Raw genomic sequence first — 17,538 nt, 5'->3', positions numbered from 1 at the left:
CCCTCTCTCGCGGCGCGCGAGGAGCGGGTCGTCGCGCGTCGTGGCCCGGACGGCTTCGAGGCTAAGAAGGGGGCGCGGTGCGGCGCATCGCCCGGCGCGTCCGTCCAGCGCCCTCGCGATGCGGATCTGGCGGCGCGGCTGGAAAGGGTGGTGTCGCCGGAAAGGTACTAGCGCTCGGGGCGGTCGGCTCGCAGTGAGTCGGCCGCCCCGTGTTCAGCGCTGGTCGTCGCGGTTGAGGTTCAGCGGTTCGCGTCGTCGGCGTCAGGATTCCCAGCGCTCGCCCGTCAGCGTCTCGTAGACCTCGACGTAGCGGGCGCGGGTCGCGGCGACGACGTCCTCGGGGATCTCCGGGCCGGGCGGCGTGCGGTCCCAGCCGGTGACGGTGGCCGACCAGTCGCGGACGAACTGCTTGTCGAGCGCGTGCTGCGGGCGGCCGGGCTCCCAGTCGGCGGCGGGCCAGAAGCGGGACGAGTCGGACGTCAGCACCTCGTCGCCCAGGACCAGCGTCCCGTCGGCGGCCCGGCCGAACTCCAGCTTGGTGTCGGCGATGATGATGCCGCGCTCGGCGGCGATGGCCGCCCCGCGCCGGTAGACCTCCAGCGTGACGTCGCGCAGGCGGTCGGCGGTGTCCGCTCCGATCTCCTCGACCACGTCGGCGTAGGTGATGAACTCGTCGTGGCCCTCGGTGGCCTTCGTCGTCGGCGTGAAGATCGGCTCGGGGAGCTTCGACGCCTCGACCAGCCCGGACGGCAGCGCGACGCCCGACACCGCGCCGGACTTCTCGTACTCCTTCAAACCCAGCCCCGCGAGGTAGCCGCGCGCGATCCACTCGACGGGCAGCATCTCCAGCCGCCGGCACCGGATCGCCCGCCCCGCCCACTCGGCGGGCACGTCGGTCGCCGAGATGACGTGGTTGGGCACGACGTCCGCGAGCTGCCGGAACCACCAGAGCGAGAGCTGCGTGAGGATCTTGCCCTTGTCGGGGATCTCGGTGGGCAGCACGACGTCGTAGACGCTCACGCGGTCGGTGGCGACGAGCACGAGGTCGTCGCCGTCCGCATAGACGTCCCGGACCTTGCCCGAGTGAACCAGCTCCACTGTTCCCCTTCCGATCGACGGCCTGCGGATCGCGTCGGCCCGTTCGTGCGGCTACGGTAGCACTGGCCTAGGCCACTAGTAGGTTGGCGAAGGGAACCCCCATGTCTCCGCAGGTGCAGCGGCAGAAGCCGCCTTACCGCCAGATTGCCGATCACTTCAAGCGGCGGATCATCGACGGCGAGCTCAGGCCCGGCGACAAGGTGGATTCCGAGCGTCTGATCGCGGAGACCTGGAACGTCTCCCGCGCGACGGCGACGAAGGCGCTCGCCGCGCTCCGGACCGAGGGCCTGATCGAGGCCCGGCAAGGCTCGGGGACGGTCGTCACGGCCCGGCCGCCGCTCCACCGCAGCGCGGGTGACCGGTACGGCACGGTCCGGCGCACGGGCCGGATCTACTCGCCCGGCGAGCACGCGCGCGTGGTCGAGGCCGGGCTGGTGCCCGCCCCGGCCGATGTGGCGGCGGCGCTGCACGTGGACGCGGACGCCGAGGTCGTTCGCAGGCACCGCGTCACGTACGCCGGGGACACGCCCGTCTCCTGCTCCACATCGTGGTTCGCCGGTGAACTCGCCGGCGCGGCACCGCTGCTGACCGCGACCGAGCGGATTCTCCAGGGGACCGCCGCGTACGTGGAGGAGGCCACCGGACGCCGGATGCGCCACGGCCAGGACCGGATCGCCGCCCGCCTCGCGACGCCGGACGAGATCCGCGAGCTGGCGCTGCCCGATCCGAGCGCGGTGCTCGTCGTCCAGCACACCGTGTGGGACGACGAAGACCGGCCGCTCAGTTTCGAGGAGGGCATCGCGCCGCCCGGTCGCTGGACGACCTACGCATACGGCGTCGAACCGCGCTGAACGTCCCCGCAGAGGCCGGTCCCCTCGCACGGGATCGGCCTCTGCGTGTTCCCCGGAAAGTCTTGACCGGCCAGTGGCCTAGGCCAATAATTGGCCTAGGCCACTGGCCAAACGTCTTGCCGGCAGACGGGGGTTCGACATGTCCGCACCGCAGCGTCGCGTAGCGAGTCAGGCCCGATGGGGGATCGTGCCGTACGTCGCGGCTTGGTCTTCGGAGGGAATGGAGCCGTATTCGCTGGTCGTTCGGCGGGGGCGGCTCGGGTACGCGGACGAGACGCCGGTCGATCGGGATCGGGACGGGATTCTGTGGATGCGGATGTCCGTCAGCCCTGGGCAGGGACGGCCCGTGCTGGGGGAACTCCATGTCCTTCGGCAGCGGCGGGCCATGCGCAAGCTGCTGTGCCAGGTGTGCGCCGTGCCCTGCGGCGAGGACGCCGTCTGGTTGCAGTCGGCGGAGGAGTACGCGGTGGGGCCTTGGCCTGAGTCGATCATCACCGCGCATCCGCCGTTGTGCCTCGGGTGTGCGCGGCGGGCCGTGGAGGTGTGCCCGCATCTGCGGGACGGGCATGTCGCCGTGCGGGCTACGCGGGCGGTGCTGCACGGCGTGTTCGGGGTTCTGTGCGTGCCGGGGCTGGGTGGGGCGTTCATCAAGGACACGGCGACGTTGGCGTTCGGGGATTCTCGGCTGCGGTGGGTGCAGGCCGGGCAGCTCCTCATGCGGCTGGTGGACTACCGCGTCGTTTCGCTCGGGTGAGGTCGTGCGGATGACCTGGGTTACGGGGTATTCGTCCGGCTGCTTGGCCGCGCCAGCGGCTCAAGCTGCGGGAGCTGGTGGGGTGCTTCGTCCGCGAGGTTCGCGTACGTCAAGCGGGGTCGGCGTCGAACAGCTCGGTCAGCATCGGTAGGCCCTCGGCGGGGGTGCGTACCTCTAGCCGCATGTCCGGGACGTCGAACCGGAGGGTGAAGTCGAAGAACGGGCAGCACTCCTGTTCGGCGACCGCCAGTTCCGCGACGGCGGCGGCGCGGGGCGCCGGGAGGGTGAGGCGGAGGCCGCCGTCGATCGCCGTGCGCACCGCGCCGTCCAGGGCCGCGCGCCAGGCGTCCGCCCGTGCGGCCCGGTCCGCGCCGCCGAGCGAGCACGCCACCGGGGCGTCCCGGGCAGGGGCGTCCGGGGGCGGGGCGTTCCGGGGCGGGACATCGCAGGCCGCGTCGCACCGGTCCGTCCGGTCCGGCAGCGCGTCCAGGTGGGCGAGCGCCGCGCGCAGTGACGCGGTGAACTCCGCCAGCTCCACGGCCCGCCGCCCGGCGTCCGCCAGCCGGGCCTCGATCCGGGGCCGCAGATCCGCCTTGACGTCCGCGCACGGCCCGTCCGCCCAGACCGCCAGCAGCTCCCCGATCTCCTCCAGCGGCAGGCCCAGCCGCTTGCCCGCGCGGATGAAGGCCAGCCGGGCGACGGCGTCCTCGTCGTAGACGCGGTAGCCGGACGGAGTTCGGGCGGCGGGCAGCAACCCGACGTCCTCGTAGAAGCGCAATGTCGTCGCCGGCACACCGGTGCGTTCGGCGAGCCGTGAGATCCGCATCGTCATGGACGCGACGGTAGGCGTTCGACCCGACTCGAAGGTCAAGCCGCCGATGCGCCGGTTTATGGGGCCGTATCCTGCTGGTTCTATCTTGGGACGAACCGGCGTAGTGTCACGTGCGTCTATAGAGTCGGTGAGTTTGCACTATCCCGAACCGCCGGGGCAGGCTTGGGACGGGAAACAGTCCCCGAAGCGGCGCTAAGGAGCCCGACGATGACCGAGCAGGACGGCACGCAGGGACCGGGCCGGCCGTCGCCCGAGGACCCGGAGAACCAGCAGCGGCCGGACGGCGGCGACGCCGCCGGGCAGGCCCCCGAGCCCGCGCTGCGGCCCGTCGGCGACCGGACGGTCGTCTTCGGCGCCCCCCAGCTCGGCGGCAACGCCGCGGGCGGCCGCCCGCCCGCCCCGCAGAACCAGCCGCCGCAGCAGCCCGCGCCCCAGCATCAGCAGCCGCCCGCGCCCGAGCCGCAGCGCCCGGCGCCGCCGCCCGCGCCGCCGACGATGGTCGAGGGCATGCCGGTCGTCGGCGGCCCGCAGGCCGGGCCGGGCCAGCCGCCCGCGCCGCAGTTCGGCGGCCAGCCGCCCGTCGCGGACGGGCCGACGCAGGAGCACTCCTACAACCAGCAGCAGCCGTTCGGCGGGCAGCCCGGGTTCGGGCAGGCCCCGCCGCCGCCCCCGTTCGGCGGGCAGCCCGGCGCGCCCGAGCAGCAGCCGCCCGCGGGCGAGCCCGTCGCCGAGCGGACGATGATCGTCCCCGGCCCCGGCGCGCCCGGCCAGCCCGAGCCCGAGCAGGCCCGGCCCGCCGTGGACGACCAGGCCACGCTGCACTGGTCGCCCGGCCCCGACGTCCCCGTCGCGCAGGGCGCGGGACGGCCCGCGCCGCAGCAGCCGCAGCAGTGGCAGGCCCCCGACCAGGCCGGCGAGTCCGGCGGCGACCACGAGCGCACGATGATGGTCCCGCCGCCCGACTCCGGTTTCGGCGCGCCGCCCGCGGCCGCCGCCGAGGAGCCGCGCACCGCCGAGAACCCGGTGGACGACGCCCAGCCGACCCAGACGTTCGACCCGTCCGCCGCCCCGGCCCCCCAGAGCGCCGACGCGACCCGGATGGACGTCGGCCAGCAGCAGTGGGGCGCGCCGCAGCAGAACCAGCAGCAGACCCCGTACGCCCAGACCCAGCAGCAGCCGCAGCAGCAGTACGGCCAGCAGGGCCAGCAGCAGTACGGCCAGCAACAGCAGTACGGGCAGCAGCAGTACGGCCAGCCGCAGCAGGGCCAGCAGCAGTACCCGCAGCAGGGCTACCCCGGCCAGTACGGCCAGCCCGGCGACCAGCAGCAGCAGTTCCCCGGCTACCCGCAGGGCCAGCAGTCCCCCTACGGCCAGCAGGCCCCGGGCGCGTACGGGCAGCATGGGCAGCATGGGCAGCAACACGGGCAGCAGCCCGGCTACCCCGCCGGAAACGAGGGCGAGAAGAGCAACAAGACCCTCTACATGATCGTCGGCGGCGCGGCGATCGTGCTGGTCATCATCATCGTGGCGGCCGTCGCCTTCATGTAGGAGAGGCCCTGCGGGAGCCGTTCGGACGGCGACACGGCGGGCGGGGAGGCTGCGCGGAGCCGCGTGACCATGTAGCCTTCCCGCCGACAGGGCTTCCAGACCGGTGCCCGAGAAACCCCCAAGGGCACCCCGAGAGACCTGATCGAAACAAGACGCGAACGAAAGCTTCCACGCAGCGACCAGCAGGGCCACCCGCGGCCGCACGGCCGCGAGCCCCGGGTGAGCGGCCGGGCGGCCGCAGCGCGGGGGATGCACCGCAGCGGAGCGCCAGCGGAGCGAGGACGCATCGCCCGCGCCGCGGGGGGCGTGGGGGGTCGTCCCCCCACAGTGATTCGTTTTGACCTTTCGCGTGGGGCTGGGTAACCTCTTTCCTCGTGCCCGCCGTGTGCGGGTCGTCTGCGTGCGCTCGAGGCAGGTCCGCGGCGCCGCAATCACTCCCCGGCTTGATCTGGCCCCGTTGTGGGCTGGGCGGTCTGTGTCGTTTCTGGCGTGGCCTCCACGGCACCGCTGAAGGGCGACACGCCCGACCGCGTGGGTCGGAGAGGTCGGGAAACCGGCAGGTCACAGCCTCCCATGAGGTGGTGATGACGGGTTCCACGCGAGTGGTGCTCAGGCAGAACAAGACTTACCGGCTCGGTACGAGGGAAGACGGAGACGCGGTGCCCACGATCCAGCAGCTGGTCCGAAAGGGCCGCCAGGACAAGGTGACCAAGAACAAGACGCCTGCGCTGAAGGGCAGCCCCCAGCGCCGGGGTGTTTGCACGCGCGTCTACACGACGACGCCCAAGAAGCCGAACTCCGCGCTTCGCAAGGTCGCCCGTGTCCGGCTGACCAGCGGGATTGAGGTCACGGCCTACATCCCCGGTGTCGGGCACAACCTGCAGGAGCACTCGATCGTGCTCGTGCGCGGCGGCCGAGTGAAGGACCTCCCGGGCGTTCGGTACAAGATCATCCGCGGTTCGCTGGACACGCAGGGCGTCCGCAACCGCAAGCAGGCGCGCAGCCGCTACGGCGCCAAGAAGGAGAAGAGCTAATGCCGCGCAAGGGATCACCTGGCAAGCGCCCGCTGATCGCTGACCCGGTGTACAACTCGCCGCTGGTCACCGCGCTGATCAACAAGGTGCTGCTGGACGGCAAGCGGTCCATCGCCCAGGGCATCGTGTACGAGGCCCTGGAGGGCGCTCGCGAGAAGACCGGCAACGACCCGGTCGTCACGCTGAAGCGCGCGCTGGACAACGTGAAGCCGACCATCGAGGTCAAGAGCCGCCGCGTCGGCGGTGCGACCTACCAGGTCCCGGTCGAGGTGCGGCCGGCGCGCAGCACCACCCTGGCCCTGCGCTGGCTGGTGCTCTACGCCCGGCAGCGTCGCGAGAAGACCATGATGGAGCGGCTGATGAACGAGCTGCTCGACGCCAGCAACGGACTCGGCGCGTCTGTCAAGAAGCGCGAGGACACGCACAAGATGGCGGAGTCGAACAAGGCCTTCGCCCACTACCGCTGGTAACCCCGGCGGATCACGACACGACGAGACGACGCGAGGACGAAAGTGGCTACCAAAACCGGTGTAGACCTGGCCAAGGTCCGCAACATCGGGATCATGGCCCATATCGACGCGGGCAAGACCACGACGACCGAGCGCATCCTGTACTACACCGGGATGAGCTACAAGATCGGCGAGGTCCACGACGGTGCGGCCACGACCGACTGGATGGAGCAGGAGCAGGAGCGGGGGATCACCATCACCTCCGCCGCCGTCACCTGCAAGTGGCCGGTCGCGAACGTCGAGCACACGATCAACATCATCGACACCCCGGGGCACGTCGACTTCACCGTCGAGGTGGAGCGGTCGCTGCGGGTGCTCGACGGTGCGGTCGCGGTCTTCGACGGCGTCGCGGGCGTCGAGCCGCAGTCCGAGACGGTGTGGCGCCAGGCGGACCGCTACGAAGTCCCGCGCATCTGCTTCGTCAACAAGCTCGACCGGACCGGCGCGGACTTCATGCGCTGCGTCGACATGATCGAGACGCGGCTGAACGCCACGCCGCTGGTCATGCAGCTTCCGATCGGCGCCGAGTCGGACTTCCAGGGCGTCATCGACCTGGTCGCGATGAAGGCGCTGGTCTGGAACGCCGAGGCCAAGCTCGGCGAGATGTACGACAAGATCGACATCCCCGCCGACTACGCCGACCAGGCCGCCGAGTGGCGCGAGAAGCTCGTCGAGACGCTGGGCGAGAACGACGACGAGGTCATGGAGGCCTACCTCGAGGGCACCGAGCTCTCCGAGGAGCAGATCCACGCCGGCGTCCGCCGCGCGACCCTCGCCGCCAACCTCACGCCGGTGCTGTGCGGGACCGCGTTCAAGAACAAGGGCGTGCAGCCCCTGCTCGACGCGATCATCCGCTACCTGCCGTCGCCGCTGGACGTCGAGGCCATCGTCGGCCACGCGGTCCGCGACGAGGAGAAGTCGATCGAGCGCAAGCCGAGCGAGGACGAGCCGTTCTCCGCGCTCGCGTTCAAGATCGCCAGCGACCCGCACCTGGGCAAGCTCACCTTCATCCGCGTCTACTCCGGCGTCCTGGAGGCCGGCACCTCGGTGCTGAACTCCATCAAGGAGCGCAAGGAGCGGATCGGCAAGATCTACCGGATGCACGCCAACAAGCGCGAGGAGATCTCGCACGTCGGCGCCGGGGACATCGTCGCGGTGATGGGCCTGAAGCAGACCACCACCGGTGAGACGCTGTGCGACGAGAAGGACCCGATCATCCTGGAGTCGATGACCTTCCCGGCTCCGGTGATCGACGTCGCGATCGAGCCGAAGACCAAGGCCGACCAGCAGAAGCTGGGCACCGCGATCCAGCGGCTGGCCGAGGAGGACCCCTCGTTCCGCGTCCACACCGACGAGGAGACCGGCCAGACGGTCATCTCCGGCATGGGCGAGCTCCACCTGGAGATCCTCGTCGACCGCATGAAGCGCGAGTTCAAGGTCGACGCGAACGTGGGCCGCCCGCAGGTGGCCTACCGCGAGACGATCACCAAGGCCGTCACCAAGGTCGAGTACACCCACAAGAAGCAGACGGGTGGCTCGGGCCAGTTCGGCCGCGTGATCATCGACCTGGAGCCGCTCGGCGGCGGGTCGGACGGGTACGAGTTCGTGAACAAGGTGACCGGCGGCCGCATCCCCCGGGAGTACATCCCGTCGGTGGACGCGGGCTGCCAGGAGGCCGCCGAGTTCGGCGTCCTCGCCGGCTACCCGATGGTCGGCGTGAAGGTCACCCTGCAGGACGGCGCCTACCACGAGGTCGACTCGTCGGAGATGGCGTTCAAGGTCGCCGGGTCCATGGCGTTCAAGGAGGCCGCCCGCAAGGCGTCTCCGGCGCTGCTGGAGCCGGTGATGGCCGTCGAGGTCACCACGCCCGAGGACAACATGGGCGATGTCATCGGCGACCTCAACAGCCGGCGCGGTCAGGTTCAGAGCATGGACGAGCTGCACGGGATGCGGATCGTCAAGGCGCTGGTGCCCCTGTCCGAGATGTTCGGCTACGTGGGTGATCTGCGCAGCAAGACCCAGGGCCGGGCTGTGTTCACGATGCAGTTCGACTCCTATGCGGAGGTTCCGGGGAACGTCGCGCAGGAGATCATCGCGAAGGCGCGGGGCGAGTAGCACCCGGCCTAGTCACAGATCACCAGGCAGCACACATCGAAGCGGCCGGTCGTCCGGCCAGGATCGCAACAAGGAGCAACAGTGGCTAAGGCCAAGTTCGAGCGGACCAAGCCGCACGTGAACATCGGCACCATCGGTCACATCGACCACGGTAAGACCACGCTTACCGCGGCGATCACCAAGGTGCTGCACGACGCGCACCCGGACATCAACCCCTTCACGCCGTTCGAGGACATCGACAAGGCGCCGGAGGAGCGCGAGCGCGGTATCACCATCTCCATCGCGCACGTCGAGTACCAGACCGAGTCGCGTCACTACGCGCACGTCGACTGCCCCGGGCACGCCGACTACATCAAGAACATGATCACCGGTGCGGCGCAGATGGACGGCGCCATCCTGGTGGTCGCCGCCACCGACGGCCCGATGCCGCAGACCAAGGAGCACGTGCTCCTGGCCCGCCAGGTCGGCGTCCCCTACATCGTCGTCGCGCTGAACAAGTGCGACATGGTGGACGACGAGGAGATCCTGGAGCTCGTCGAGCTCGAGGTCCGCGAGCTGCTCTCCGAGTACGAGTTCCCGGGCGACGACGTGCCGGTCGTGCGCGTCTCCGCCTTCCAGGCGCTCCAGGGCGACGAGAAGTGGGGCCAGTCGATCCTCGAGCTGATGGCCGCGGTCGACGAGAACGTCCCCGAGCCGGTCCGCGACACCGACAAGCCGTTCCTGATGCCGATCGAGGACGTCTTCTCGATCACCGGCCGCGGCACGGTCGTCACCGGCCGCATCGAGCGCGGCGTCGTCAACGTCAACGAGGAAGTCGAGATCATCGGCATCAAGGAGACGGCGGCCAAGACCACCGTCACCGGTGTCGAGATGTTCCGCAAGCTCCTCGACCAGGGCCAGGCGGGCGACAACGTCGGCCTGCTGCTCCGCGGCATCAAGCGCGAGGACGTCGAGCGCGGCCAGTGCGTCATCAAGCCGGGCACCAACACCCCGCACACCGCGTTCGAGGCGCAGGTCTACATCCTGTCCAAGGACGAGGGCGGCCGCCACACGCCGTTCTTCAACAACTACCGTCCGCAGTTCTACTTCCGGACCACCGACGTCACCGGCGTGGTGACCCTCCCCGAGGGCACCGAGATGGTCATGCCGGGCGACAACACCGAGATGAGCGTCGAGCTGATCCAGCCCGTCGCCATGGAGGAGGGCCTGAAGTTCGCCATCCGCGAGGGTGGCCGGACCGTCGGCGCGGGTCGCGTCACCAAGATCAACAAGTAACGAGTTCGTCGGACCCCGGCGGCCCAGTTCGGTTGTGGAACTGGGCCGCCGATCCGGGACCGGACTCACGCGCCCCGCGCGAGTGGGGCTGACCCCAAAGCGGCACTACCAGCAAAGGACACCGAGGCCACCATGGCGGGACAGAAGATCCGCATCCGGCTCAAGGCCTACGACCACGAGGTCATCGACACCTCCGCGAAGAAGATCGTTGAGACGGTGACGCGGACGGGCGCCAAGGTCGCGGGCCCGGTGCCGCTGCCGACCGAGAAGAACGTGTACTGCGTCATCCGCTCGCCGCACAAGTACAAGGACTCGCGCGAGCACTTCGAGATGCGCACGCACAAGCGGTTGATCGACATCATCGACCCGACGCCCAAGACGGTCGACTCGCTGATGCGGCTCGACCTGCCGGCCGGCGTTGACATCGAGATCAAGCTCTAAGGGACGCACCGAGAGATGAGTACGCAGAGGAAGGGCGTCCTGGGCGAGAAGCTCGGCATGACCCAGGTCTTCGACGATGAGGGCCGGGTCGTCCCGGTGACCGTCGTCCAGGCCGGGCCGTGTGTCGTCACCCAGATCCGCACGCAGGACCGCGACGGCTACGCCGCGGTCCAGATCGGGTATGGCCAGATCGACCCCCGCAAGGTGAACAAGCCGAGCAAGGGTCACTTCGAGAAGGCGGGCGTGACTCCGCGCCGCTACCTCGCCGAACTGCGCCTGGACGACACGACCGAGTACGAACTCGGCCAGGAGATCACCGCCGGCGTCTTCGAGACCGGTCAGCGGATCGACGTGACCGGCACCAGCAAGGGCAAGGGCACCGCGGGTGTCATGAAGCGCCACGGCTTCAAGGGCCTCGGCGCGTCGCACGGCACCCAGCGCAAGCACCGCTCGCCGGGTTCCATCGGCGGCTGCGCCACCCCCGGCCGTGTCTTCAAGGGCCTGCGGATGGCGGGTCGCCACGGCAACGCGCGCACCACCGTGCAGAACCTGACGATCCACGCGATCGACGCCGAGAAGGGCCTGCTGCTCATCAAGGGCGCGGTCCCCGGTCCCAACGGCGGCGTCGTCCTCGTCCGCGACGCAGTGAAGGGGACGGGCAAGTGACCACCAAGATCGACGTCGAGCTGCCGCAGGAGATCTTCGGCGCGAAGGTGAGCGTCCCGCTGATCCACCAGGTCGTGGTGGCCCAGCAGGCGGCGGCCCGGCAGGGCACCCACGCCACCAAGACGCGCGGCGACGTGTCCGGCGGCGGCAAGAAGCCGTACCGCCAGAAGGGCACCGGCCGCGCCCGCCAGGGTTCGACGCGCGCCCCGCAGTTCGCGGGCGGCGGCATCGTCCACGGGCCGCAGCCGCGCGACTACTCGCAGCGGACGCCCAAGAAGATGAAGGCCGCGGCGCTCCGCGCGGCGCTGTCCGACCGGGCCGCGCACGGCCTGGTGTACGTGGTGGACGCGCTCGCCGAGGGCGACACCCCGAAGACGAAGACGGCCGTGGCCGCGCTGCGCGGCGTCACCGACGCCCGCCGCGTCCTGGTGGTCCTCGACCGCGAGGACGAGGTCACCTGGAAGAGCCTGCGCAACGAGCCGTCGGTACACCTCCTCGTCTCCGACCAGCTCAACACCTACGACGTGATGGTGAACGACGCCGTCGTCTTCACGCAGAAGGCGTACGACGAGTTCATCGCGCGCGTGACGAAGAAGTAAGGCGGGTCGCAATGGCCAAGATCGCCGACCCGCGCGACATCATCATCGCGCCGGTCGTCTCGGAGAAGAGCTACGGGCTGCTGGACGAGGGCAAGTACACCTTCCTCGTCCGCACCGACGCCAACAAGACGCAGATCAAGCAGGCCGTCGAGGCCGTGTTCGGCGTCAAGGTCGCGGGGGTGAACACGCTCAACCGCCAGGGCAAGCGCAAGCGGACCCGGTTCGGTTACGGCAAGCGCAAGGACACCAAGCGCGCCATCGTGAGCCTGGCCGAGGGTGAGCAGCCGATCGACATCTTCGGCGGCGGGGCCTGACGGCCCGGGCCACCGGAGCGAAATAAGGGATGAACGAAAAAGATGGGCATCCGTAAGTACAAGCCGACGACTCCCGGTCGTCGCGGATCGAGCGTGGCCGACTTCGTCGAGGTCACGCGCCGCGAGCCGGAGAAGTCGCTGCTGCGTCCCCTTCCGAAGAAGGGCGGGCGCAACAACCACGGCCGCATCACCACCCGGCACCAGGGCGGCGGGCACAAGCGCGCCTACCGCGTGATCGACTTCCGCCGGCACGACAAGGACGGCATCCCGGCGAAGGTCGCGCACATCGAGTACGACCCGAACCGCACCGCCCGCATCGCGCTGCTGCACTACGCGGACGGCGAGAAGCGCTACATCCTCGCGCCGCACGGCCTCAAGCAGGGCGACCGCGTCGAGAACGGCGCGGGCAGCGACATCAAGCCCGGCAACTGCCTCCCGCTGCGCAACATCCCGACGGGTACGGTCGTCCACGCGATCGAGCTGCGGCCCGGCGGCGGCGCCAAGATCGCCCGCAGCGCGGGCGCGGGCGTCCAGCTCCTGGCCAAGGAGGGCAAGTACGCCACGCTGCGCATGCCCTCCGGCGAGATGCGCATGGTGGACGTCCGGTGCCGCGCCACGGTCGGCGAGGTCGGCAACGCCGAGCAGTCGAACATCAACTGGGGCAAGGCCGGCCGCATGCGGTGGAAGGGCAAGCGCCCGACCGTCCGCGGTGTCGCCATGAACCCGATCGACCACCCGCACGGCGGTGGCGAGGGCAAGACCTCCGGTGGTCGCCACCCGGTCAACCCCAAGGGCAAGAAGGAAGGCCGTACTCGCCAGGCGAACAAGTCCAGCGACCGGCTGATCGTCCGTCGGCGCAGCAAGAAGAAGCGGTAGGAGTCGCCAGTCATGCCACGTAGCCTGAAGAAGGGTCCCTTCGTGGACGACCACCTTCAGAAGAAGGTGGACGCCCAGAACGAGAAGGGCACCAAGAACGTCATCAAGACGTGGTCGCGGCGCTCCATGATCGTCCCGGAGATGATCGGGCACACGATCGCCGTCCACGACGGGCGCAAGCACGTCCCGGTGTTCATCAGCGACGCCATGGTGGGGCACAAGCTCGGCGAGTTCGCGCCGACCCGCACCTTCCGCAGCCACGTCAAGGAAGACCGTCGCAGCCGTCGCGGCTGAGCGGGCAGTAGATCGTAGGAGAGAGGTAGCGATGGAAGCCAGGGCCCAGGCGCGGTTCATCCGCGTCACGCCCAGGAAGGCCCGCCGCGTGGTGGACCTCATCCGCGGCCTGCCCGCCGCGGAGGCTCAGGCGGTGCTGCGGTTCGCCCCCCAGGCTGCGAGTGAGCCGGTGGGCAAGGTGCTGGCGAGTGCCATCGCCAACGCCGAGCACAACTTCAAGCTCGACACCGGCACGCTCGTCGTGAGCCGTGCGTGGGTGGACGAGGGGCCGACGCTCAAGCGCTTCCGCCCCCGCGCCCAGGGCCGGGCTTACCGCATCAACAAGCGGACCAGCCACATCACCGTGGTCGTGGAGTCGCGTGAGGAAGCGGCGGCCGGCGGCGGCAAGAAGACGAGGAGGGCCCGGTAGTGGGTCAGAAGATCAACCCGCACGGGTTCCGGCTCGGCGTCACCACCGACCACAAGAGCGTGTGGTTCGCCGAGAAGCTCTACAAGGACTACGTCAAGGAAGACGTCCAGATCCGGCGCATGCTGCAGAAGGGCATGGACCGGGCGGGCATCTCCAAGGTCGAGATCGAGCGCACCCGGGACCGTGTCGAGGTCAACATCCACACGGCGCGGCCGGGCATCGTCATCGGCCGCCGCGGCGCGGAGGCCGAGCGGCTCCGGGGCGACCTGGAGAAGCTGACCGGCAAGCAGGTCCGGCTGAACATCCTCGAGGTCAAGAACCCCGAGATCGACGCGCAGCTCGTCGCGCAGGGCGTCGCCGAGCAGCTTTCGAGCCGCGTGGCGTTCCGCCGCGCGATGCGCAAGGCGATCCAGTCCGCGATGAAGTCCGGCGCCAAGGGCATCAAGGTCCAGTGCGGCGGGCGTCTCGGCGGCGCCGAGATGTCGCGGTCGGAGTTCTACCGCGAGGGCCAGGTCCCGCTGCACACGCTGCGGGCCGACATCGACTACGGGTTCTACGAGGCCCGTACGACGTTCGGCCGCATCGGCGTGAAGGTGTGGATCTACAAGGGCGAGGCCGCCCCGACCCGCGCCGAGCGCGAGGCCAAGGCCGCGCAGCAGCGCGCCGCGGGCGGCGGTCGCGGTGACCGGGACCGCCGTGGCGGCGACCGGCGCGGCGGCGGCGGCCGCGGCGGCCGCGGCGGCGCCCGCGGTGGCGAGCGTGGCGGCGAGCGCGGCGGCGCGCGTCAGCAGCAGAGTTCAGAGCAGCAGGCTCCCGCCTCGGCCGAGGCCGGCGCTCCCGCTGCGAGTGGTGAGGGGAGCTGAAGTAACCGATGCTGATCCCTCGTAAGGTCAAGCACCGCAAGCAGCACCACCCGAAGCGCCGGGGGATGGCCAAGGGCGGCACGAAGGTGACGTTCGGCGAGTACGGCATCCAGGCCGTCGAGCCGGCGTACGTGACGAACCGGCAGATCGAGGCCGCGCGTATCGCGATGACCCGCCACATCAAGCGTGGCGGCAAGGTCTGGATCAACATCTTCCCGGACCGTCCGCTGACGAAGAAGCCCGCCGAGACCCGCATGGGTTCCGGCAAGGGCTCGGTCGAGTGGTGGGTGGCGAACATCAAGCCGGGTCGCGTGCTGTTCGAGATCTCGTACCCGAACGAGCAGATCGCCCGCGAGGCCCTGACCCGCGCGATCCACAAGCTGCCGATGAAGTGCAAGATCGTGAAGCGAGAGGTGGGTGAGTCCTGATGGCCAAGGGTCTTACCGCCGACGAGCTGCGGACCGAGCCCGATGACGTCCTGGTCACCAAGCTGAAGGAGGCGAAGGAGGAGCTGTTCAACCTCCGCTTCCAGGCCGCGACCGGCCAGCTTGAGAGCCACGGGCGGCTGCGCACGGTGAAGCGCGAGATCGCCCGCATCTACACCGTGATGAACGAGCGCGAGCTCGGCATCGTCACGGTCGCCGAGGACGCCGCGGAGGGCGGGAACGAATGAGTGAGCAGACCGAGACCGCCCAGCGGCCGACCCGCAAGGTCCTGGAGGGCCTGGTGGTCAGCGACAAGATGGACAAGACCGTGGTCGTGTCCGTCGAGGACCGCATCACGCACCGTCGCTACCACAAGGTGATCCGCCGCACGACGAAGTACAAGGCGCACGACGAGGCCAACGAGTGTGGCGTCGGCGACCGCGTCCGTCTCATGGAGACCCGGCCGCTGTCGGCGACGAAGCGCTGGCGCGTGGTCGAGATCCTCGAGAAGGCCAAGTAGGGCCTTCGGGCCCCCGCGGGGCGGACGTCCCGCGAACAGACAGAGCCACTGGTTCCACCAGGCTTGGCCGCAGGCCAAGAACCGGTGTGACGAACAGGAGTCAACGTGATCCAGCAGGAGTCGCGACTCAAGGTCGCCGACAACACGGGTGCGAAGGAGATCCTTTGCATCCGGGTTCTCGGCGGCTCGGGTCGGCGCTACGCGGGAGTCGGCGACGTCATCGTCGCGACGGTGAAGGACGCCCTTCCCGGCGCGGGTGTCAAGAAGGGTGACGTCGTCAAGGCGGTCGTCGTGCGCACCCGCAAGGAGCGCCGGCGCCCGGACGGCTCCTACATCCGTTTCGACGAGAACGCGGCCGTCCTGATCAAGGACGGCGGCGACCCGCGCGGTACCCGCATCTTCGGCCCGGTCGGCCGTGAACTGCGCGAGAAGAAGTTCATGCGCATCGTCTCGCTCGCGCCGGAGGTGCTGTGATGAAGATCCGCAAGGGCGACGAGGTCATCGTCATCGCCGGCAAGGACAAGGGCGCCACGGGCAAGGTCCTGCGCGTCGACGTGCGCCGCGAGCGCGTGGTCGTCGAGGGCGTCAACATCATCACCAAGAACATCAAGGCCGACGCGCAGCGGGCCGGCAAGGAGAGCGGGCGCGTGACCGTCGAGGCGCCGCTCCACGTCAGCAACGTGGCCCTGGTCGAGGACGGCAAGCCCGTCCGCGTCGGGTACCGCGTGAACGACGACGGCACCAAGGTCCGGATCTCGCGCCGTTCCGGCAAGGAGATCTGAGAATGACCGAGACCGTGACCGAGCAGCGCCCCCAGCCGAGGCTCAAGCTCCGCTACCGCGAGGAGATCGCGAAGGCGATGCAGGAGCAGTTCGGCTACGCCAACGTGATGCAGATCCCCGGGCTGACCAAGATCGTGGTCAACATGGGCGTCGGCGACGCGGCGAAGGACGCCAAGCTGATCGAGGGCGCCGTCCGCGACCTGACCCTGATCACGGGCCAGAAGCCGATGGTGAACCGCGCGAAGAAGTCCATCGCCCAGTTCAAGCTCCGCGAGGGCATGCCGATCGGCTGCCACGTGACGCTGCGCGGCGACCGGATGTGGGAGTTCCTGGACCGCCTGCTGTCCACGGCGCTCCCGCGCATCCGCGACTTCCGCGGTCTGTCGCCGAAGCAGTTCGACGGCAACGGGAACTACACCTTCGGGCTGACCGAGCAGGTCATGTTCCACGAGGTGGACCCCGACAAGGTCGACCGGCAGCGCGGGATGGACATCACCGTGGTGACGACGGCGAAGACCAACGACGAGGGCCGGGCGCTCCTGAAGCTCCTCGGCTTCCCGTTCAAGGAAGCCTGAGCCCCTCTCGGGCCGAGGATTGGAACAAGGAGAGTAGATGGCGAAGAAGTCGCTGATCGCCAAGGCGGCCCGGAAGCCCAAGTTCGGCGTGCGCGCGTACACTCGTTGCTCGCGCTGCGGGCGTCCGCGCTCCGTCTACCGGAAGTTCGGCCTGTGCCGGATCTGCTTCCGCGAGATGGCGCACCGGGGCGAGCTGCCCGGCATCACCAAGTCGAGCTGGTAGCGACCCGGCCCCCGCGCGGCGGGGGCCGGTCCTCCGGCTGGTAAATAACCACCGGGCGCCTGACGAAGGCGTCCATGACCGCGCCAAAGGTCCGGAAGAGGAAACCGTGGCGAGGGAGGGCCAGTAGGCCATGACGATGACCGACCCGATCGCGGACATGCTGACGCGTCTGCGTAACGCGAACTCGGCGTACCACGACGCCGTCGCGATGCCGTACTCGAAGATCAAGGCGCACATCGCCGAGATCCTCCAGCAGGAGGGCTACATCTCGGGGTGGAGCGTCGAGGACGCCGAGGTCGGCAAGAAGCTCGTGATCGACCTGAAGTTCGGGCCGACGCGTGAGCGTTCGATCGCCGGCATCAAGCGCGTCTCCAAGCCCGGTCTGCGGGTGTACGCGAAGAAGGACAACCTGCCGAAGGTCCTGGGCGGACTGGGCGTCGCGATCATCTCGACGTCCTCCGGCCTGATGACGGACCGGCAGGCCGGCAAGCGCGGCGTGGGCGGCGAAGTCCTCGCCTACGTCTGGTAGAGGGGA

General features: G+C 69.7%; 25 protein-coding genes. 23 read left to right on the top strand and 2 right to left on the bottom strand.

Annotated elements, in window-relative coordinates; translation table 11 throughout:
• Positions 1-261 precede the first annotated feature (261 nt).
• Positions 262-1,098 carry a phosphoribosylaminoimidazolesuccinocarboxamide synthase gene (locus tag G339_RS0118805; protein WP_019632625.1) on the bottom strand — a complete coding sequence of 279 codons (837 nt, stop codon included), beginning with the start codon at positions 1,096-1,098 and terminating at the stop codon, positions 262-264.
• Between the two features lie 101 nt (positions 1,099-1,199).
• Here G339_RS0118805 and G339_RS0118800 point away from each other — a divergent pair, with 101 nt between their 5' ends.
• A complete protein-coding gene (locus G339_RS0118800; RefSeq protein ID WP_019632624.1) occupies positions 1,200-1,949 on the top strand; it encodes a GntR family transcriptional regulator in 750 nt (249 codons plus the stop codon).
• Between the two features lie 220 nt (positions 1,950-2,169).
• Positions 2,170-2,703 (top strand): hypothetical protein, encoded by a 534-nt coding sequence (locus tag G339_RS0118795; protein ID WP_019632623.1) that lies wholly within the window; start codon positions 2,170-2,172, stop codon positions 2,701-2,703.
• 109 nt (positions 2,704-2,812) lie between these two features.
• On the opposite strand, the gene G339_RS0118790 is transcribed toward G339_RS0118795, so the two are convergent.
• Positions 2,813-3,535: a MerR family transcriptional regulator gene (locus tag G339_RS0118790; RefSeq protein WP_019632622.1), complete on the bottom strand. Its 723-nt coding sequence runs from the start codon at positions 3,533-3,535 to the stop codon at positions 2,813-2,815.
• Between the two features lie 207 nt (positions 3,536-3,742).
• Between G339_RS0118790 and G339_RS39905 the strand changes: the two genes are divergently transcribed.
• The 21 genes from G339_RS39905 (at position 3,743) to rpsH (ending at position 17,532) form a co-directional block, all read left to right on the top strand.
• Positions 3,743-5,083: a hypothetical protein gene (locus tag G339_RS39905; RefSeq protein WP_026341582.1), complete on the top strand. Its 1,341-nt coding sequence runs from the start codon at positions 3,743-3,745 to the stop codon at positions 5,081-5,083.
• A 659-nt stretch (positions 5,084-5,742) separates the two neighbouring features.
• A complete protein-coding gene (gene rpsL, locus G339_RS0118780; protein ID WP_019632621.1) occupies positions 5,743-6,117 on the top strand; it encodes a 30S ribosomal protein S12 in 375 nt (124 codons plus the stop codon).
• Positions 6,117-6,587 (top strand): 30S ribosomal protein S7, encoded by a 471-nt coding sequence (rpsG, locus tag G339_RS0118775; protein WP_019632620.1) that lies wholly within the window; start codon positions 6,117-6,119, stop codon positions 6,585-6,587. The genes rpsL and rpsG overlap by 1 nt, the downstream gene beginning before the upstream one ends.
• Before the next feature lie 42 nt (positions 6,588-6,629).
• A complete protein-coding gene (gene fusA, locus G339_RS0118770) occupies positions 6,630-8,741 on the top strand; it encodes an elongation factor G (protein WP_026341581.1) in 2,112 nt (703 codons plus the stop codon).
• A gap of 81 nt (positions 8,742-8,822) precedes the next feature.
• A complete protein-coding gene (gene tuf, locus G339_RS0118765) occupies positions 8,823-10,016 on the top strand; it encodes an elongation factor Tu (RefSeq protein WP_019632618.1) in 1,194 nt (397 codons plus the stop codon).
• Positions 10,017-10,148: 132 nt separating this feature from the next.
• Complete coding sequence (gene rpsJ / locus G339_RS0118760) at positions 10,149-10,457, top strand: 30S ribosomal protein S10 (RefSeq protein WP_018657599.1); 309 nt, start codon at positions 10,149-10,151, stop codon at positions 10,455-10,457.
• 15 nt (positions 10,458-10,472) lie between these two features.
• The gene (gene rplC, locus G339_RS0118755) at positions 10,473-11,123 is read left to right on the top strand and encodes a 50S ribosomal protein L3 (RefSeq protein WP_019632617.1); all 651 of its coding nucleotides are present in this window, start codon (positions 10,473-10,475) and stop codon (positions 11,121-11,123) included.
• A complete protein-coding gene (gene rplD, locus G339_RS0118750; RefSeq protein WP_019632616.1) occupies positions 11,120-11,722 on the top strand; it encodes a 50S ribosomal protein L4 in 603 nt (200 codons plus the stop codon). Before rplC ends, rplD begins: the two co-directional genes overlap by 4 nt.
• A gap of 11 nt (positions 11,723-11,733) precedes the next feature.
• On the top strand, positions 11,734-12,036 hold the full coding sequence (gene rplW, locus G339_RS0118745) for a 50S ribosomal protein L23 (RefSeq protein ID WP_019632615.1): 303 nt from the start codon (positions 11,734-11,736) through the stop codon (positions 12,034-12,036).
• Between the two features lie 42 nt (positions 12,037-12,078).
• Positions 12,079-12,912 (top strand): 50S ribosomal protein L2, encoded by an 834-nt coding sequence (gene rplB, locus G339_RS0118740; RefSeq protein ID WP_026341580.1) that lies wholly within the window; start codon positions 12,079-12,081, stop codon positions 12,910-12,912.
• A gap of 12 nt (positions 12,913-12,924) precedes the next feature.
• Complete coding sequence (gene rpsS, locus G339_RS0118735; RefSeq protein WP_026341579.1) at positions 12,925-13,206, top strand: 30S ribosomal protein S19; 282 nt, start codon at positions 12,925-12,927, stop codon at positions 13,204-13,206.
• 31 nt (positions 13,207-13,237) lie between these two features.
• Positions 13,238-13,615, top strand: a complete 378-nt coding sequence (gene rplV / locus G339_RS0118730; protein ID WP_018657593.1) for a 50S ribosomal protein L22 — start codon at positions 13,238-13,240, stop codon at positions 13,613-13,615.
• Positions 13,615-14,478: a 30S ribosomal protein S3 gene (rpsC, locus tag G339_RS0118725; protein ID WP_019632612.1), complete on the top strand. Its 864-nt coding sequence runs from the start codon at positions 13,615-13,617 to the stop codon at positions 14,476-14,478. The genes rplV and rpsC overlap by 1 nt, the downstream gene beginning before the upstream one ends.
• An 8-nt stretch (positions 14,479-14,486) precedes the next feature.
• Entirely contained in the window at positions 14,487-14,906 is a 420-nt protein-coding gene (gene rplP, locus G339_RS0118720) for a 50S ribosomal protein L16 (RefSeq protein WP_019632611.1), read from the top strand.
• The gene (gene rpmC, locus G339_RS0118715; protein ID WP_019632610.1) at positions 14,906-15,151 is read left to right on the top strand and encodes a 50S ribosomal protein L29; all 246 of its coding nucleotides are present in this window, start codon (positions 14,906-14,908) and stop codon (positions 15,149-15,151) included. The genes rplP and rpmC overlap by 1 nt, the downstream gene beginning before the upstream one ends.
• Positions 15,148-15,423, top strand: coding sequence for a 30S ribosomal protein S17 (gene rpsQ, locus G339_RS0118710; protein ID WP_019632609.1), 276 nt, complete (start codon positions 15,148-15,150; stop codon positions 15,421-15,423). Before rpmC ends, rpsQ begins: the two co-directional genes overlap by 4 nt.
• A 105-nt stretch (positions 15,424-15,528) precedes the next feature.
• The gene (rplN, locus tag G339_RS0118705; protein WP_018657588.1) at positions 15,529-15,897 is read left to right on the top strand and encodes a 50S ribosomal protein L14; all 369 of its coding nucleotides are present in this window, start codon (positions 15,529-15,531) and stop codon (positions 15,895-15,897) included.
• On the top strand, positions 15,897-16,205 hold the full coding sequence (gene rplX, locus G339_RS0118700; protein ID WP_019632608.1) for a 50S ribosomal protein L24: 309 nt from the start codon (positions 15,897-15,899) through the stop codon (positions 16,203-16,205). Before rplN ends, rplX begins: the two co-directional genes overlap by 1 nt.
• Before the next feature lie 2 nt (positions 16,206-16,207).
• Complete coding sequence (rplE, locus tag G339_RS0118695) at positions 16,208-16,780, top strand: 50S ribosomal protein L5 (protein ID WP_019632607.1); 573 nt, start codon at positions 16,208-16,210, stop codon at positions 16,778-16,780.
• Between the two features lie 37 nt (positions 16,781-16,817).
• Positions 16,818-17,003 (top strand): type Z 30S ribosomal protein S14, encoded by a 186-nt coding sequence (locus tag G339_RS0118690; protein WP_019632606.1) that lies wholly within the window; start codon positions 16,818-16,820, stop codon positions 17,001-17,003.
• A 130-nt stretch (positions 17,004-17,133) separates the two neighbouring features.
• Complete coding sequence (rpsH, locus tag G339_RS0118685; RefSeq protein WP_019632605.1) at positions 17,134-17,532, top strand: 30S ribosomal protein S8; 399 nt, start codon at positions 17,134-17,136, stop codon at positions 17,530-17,532.
• Positions 17,533-17,538 lie beyond the last annotated feature (6 nt).

Source organism: Actinomadura atramentaria DSM 43919 (genome assembly GCF_000381885.1).
GTDB lineage: Bacteria > Actinomycetota > Actinomycetes > Streptosporangiales > Streptosporangiaceae > Spirillospora > Spirillospora atramentaria.
Note: the sequence above shows the minus strand (reverse complement) of the source record. Positions and strands in the feature narration are given on the sequence as shown.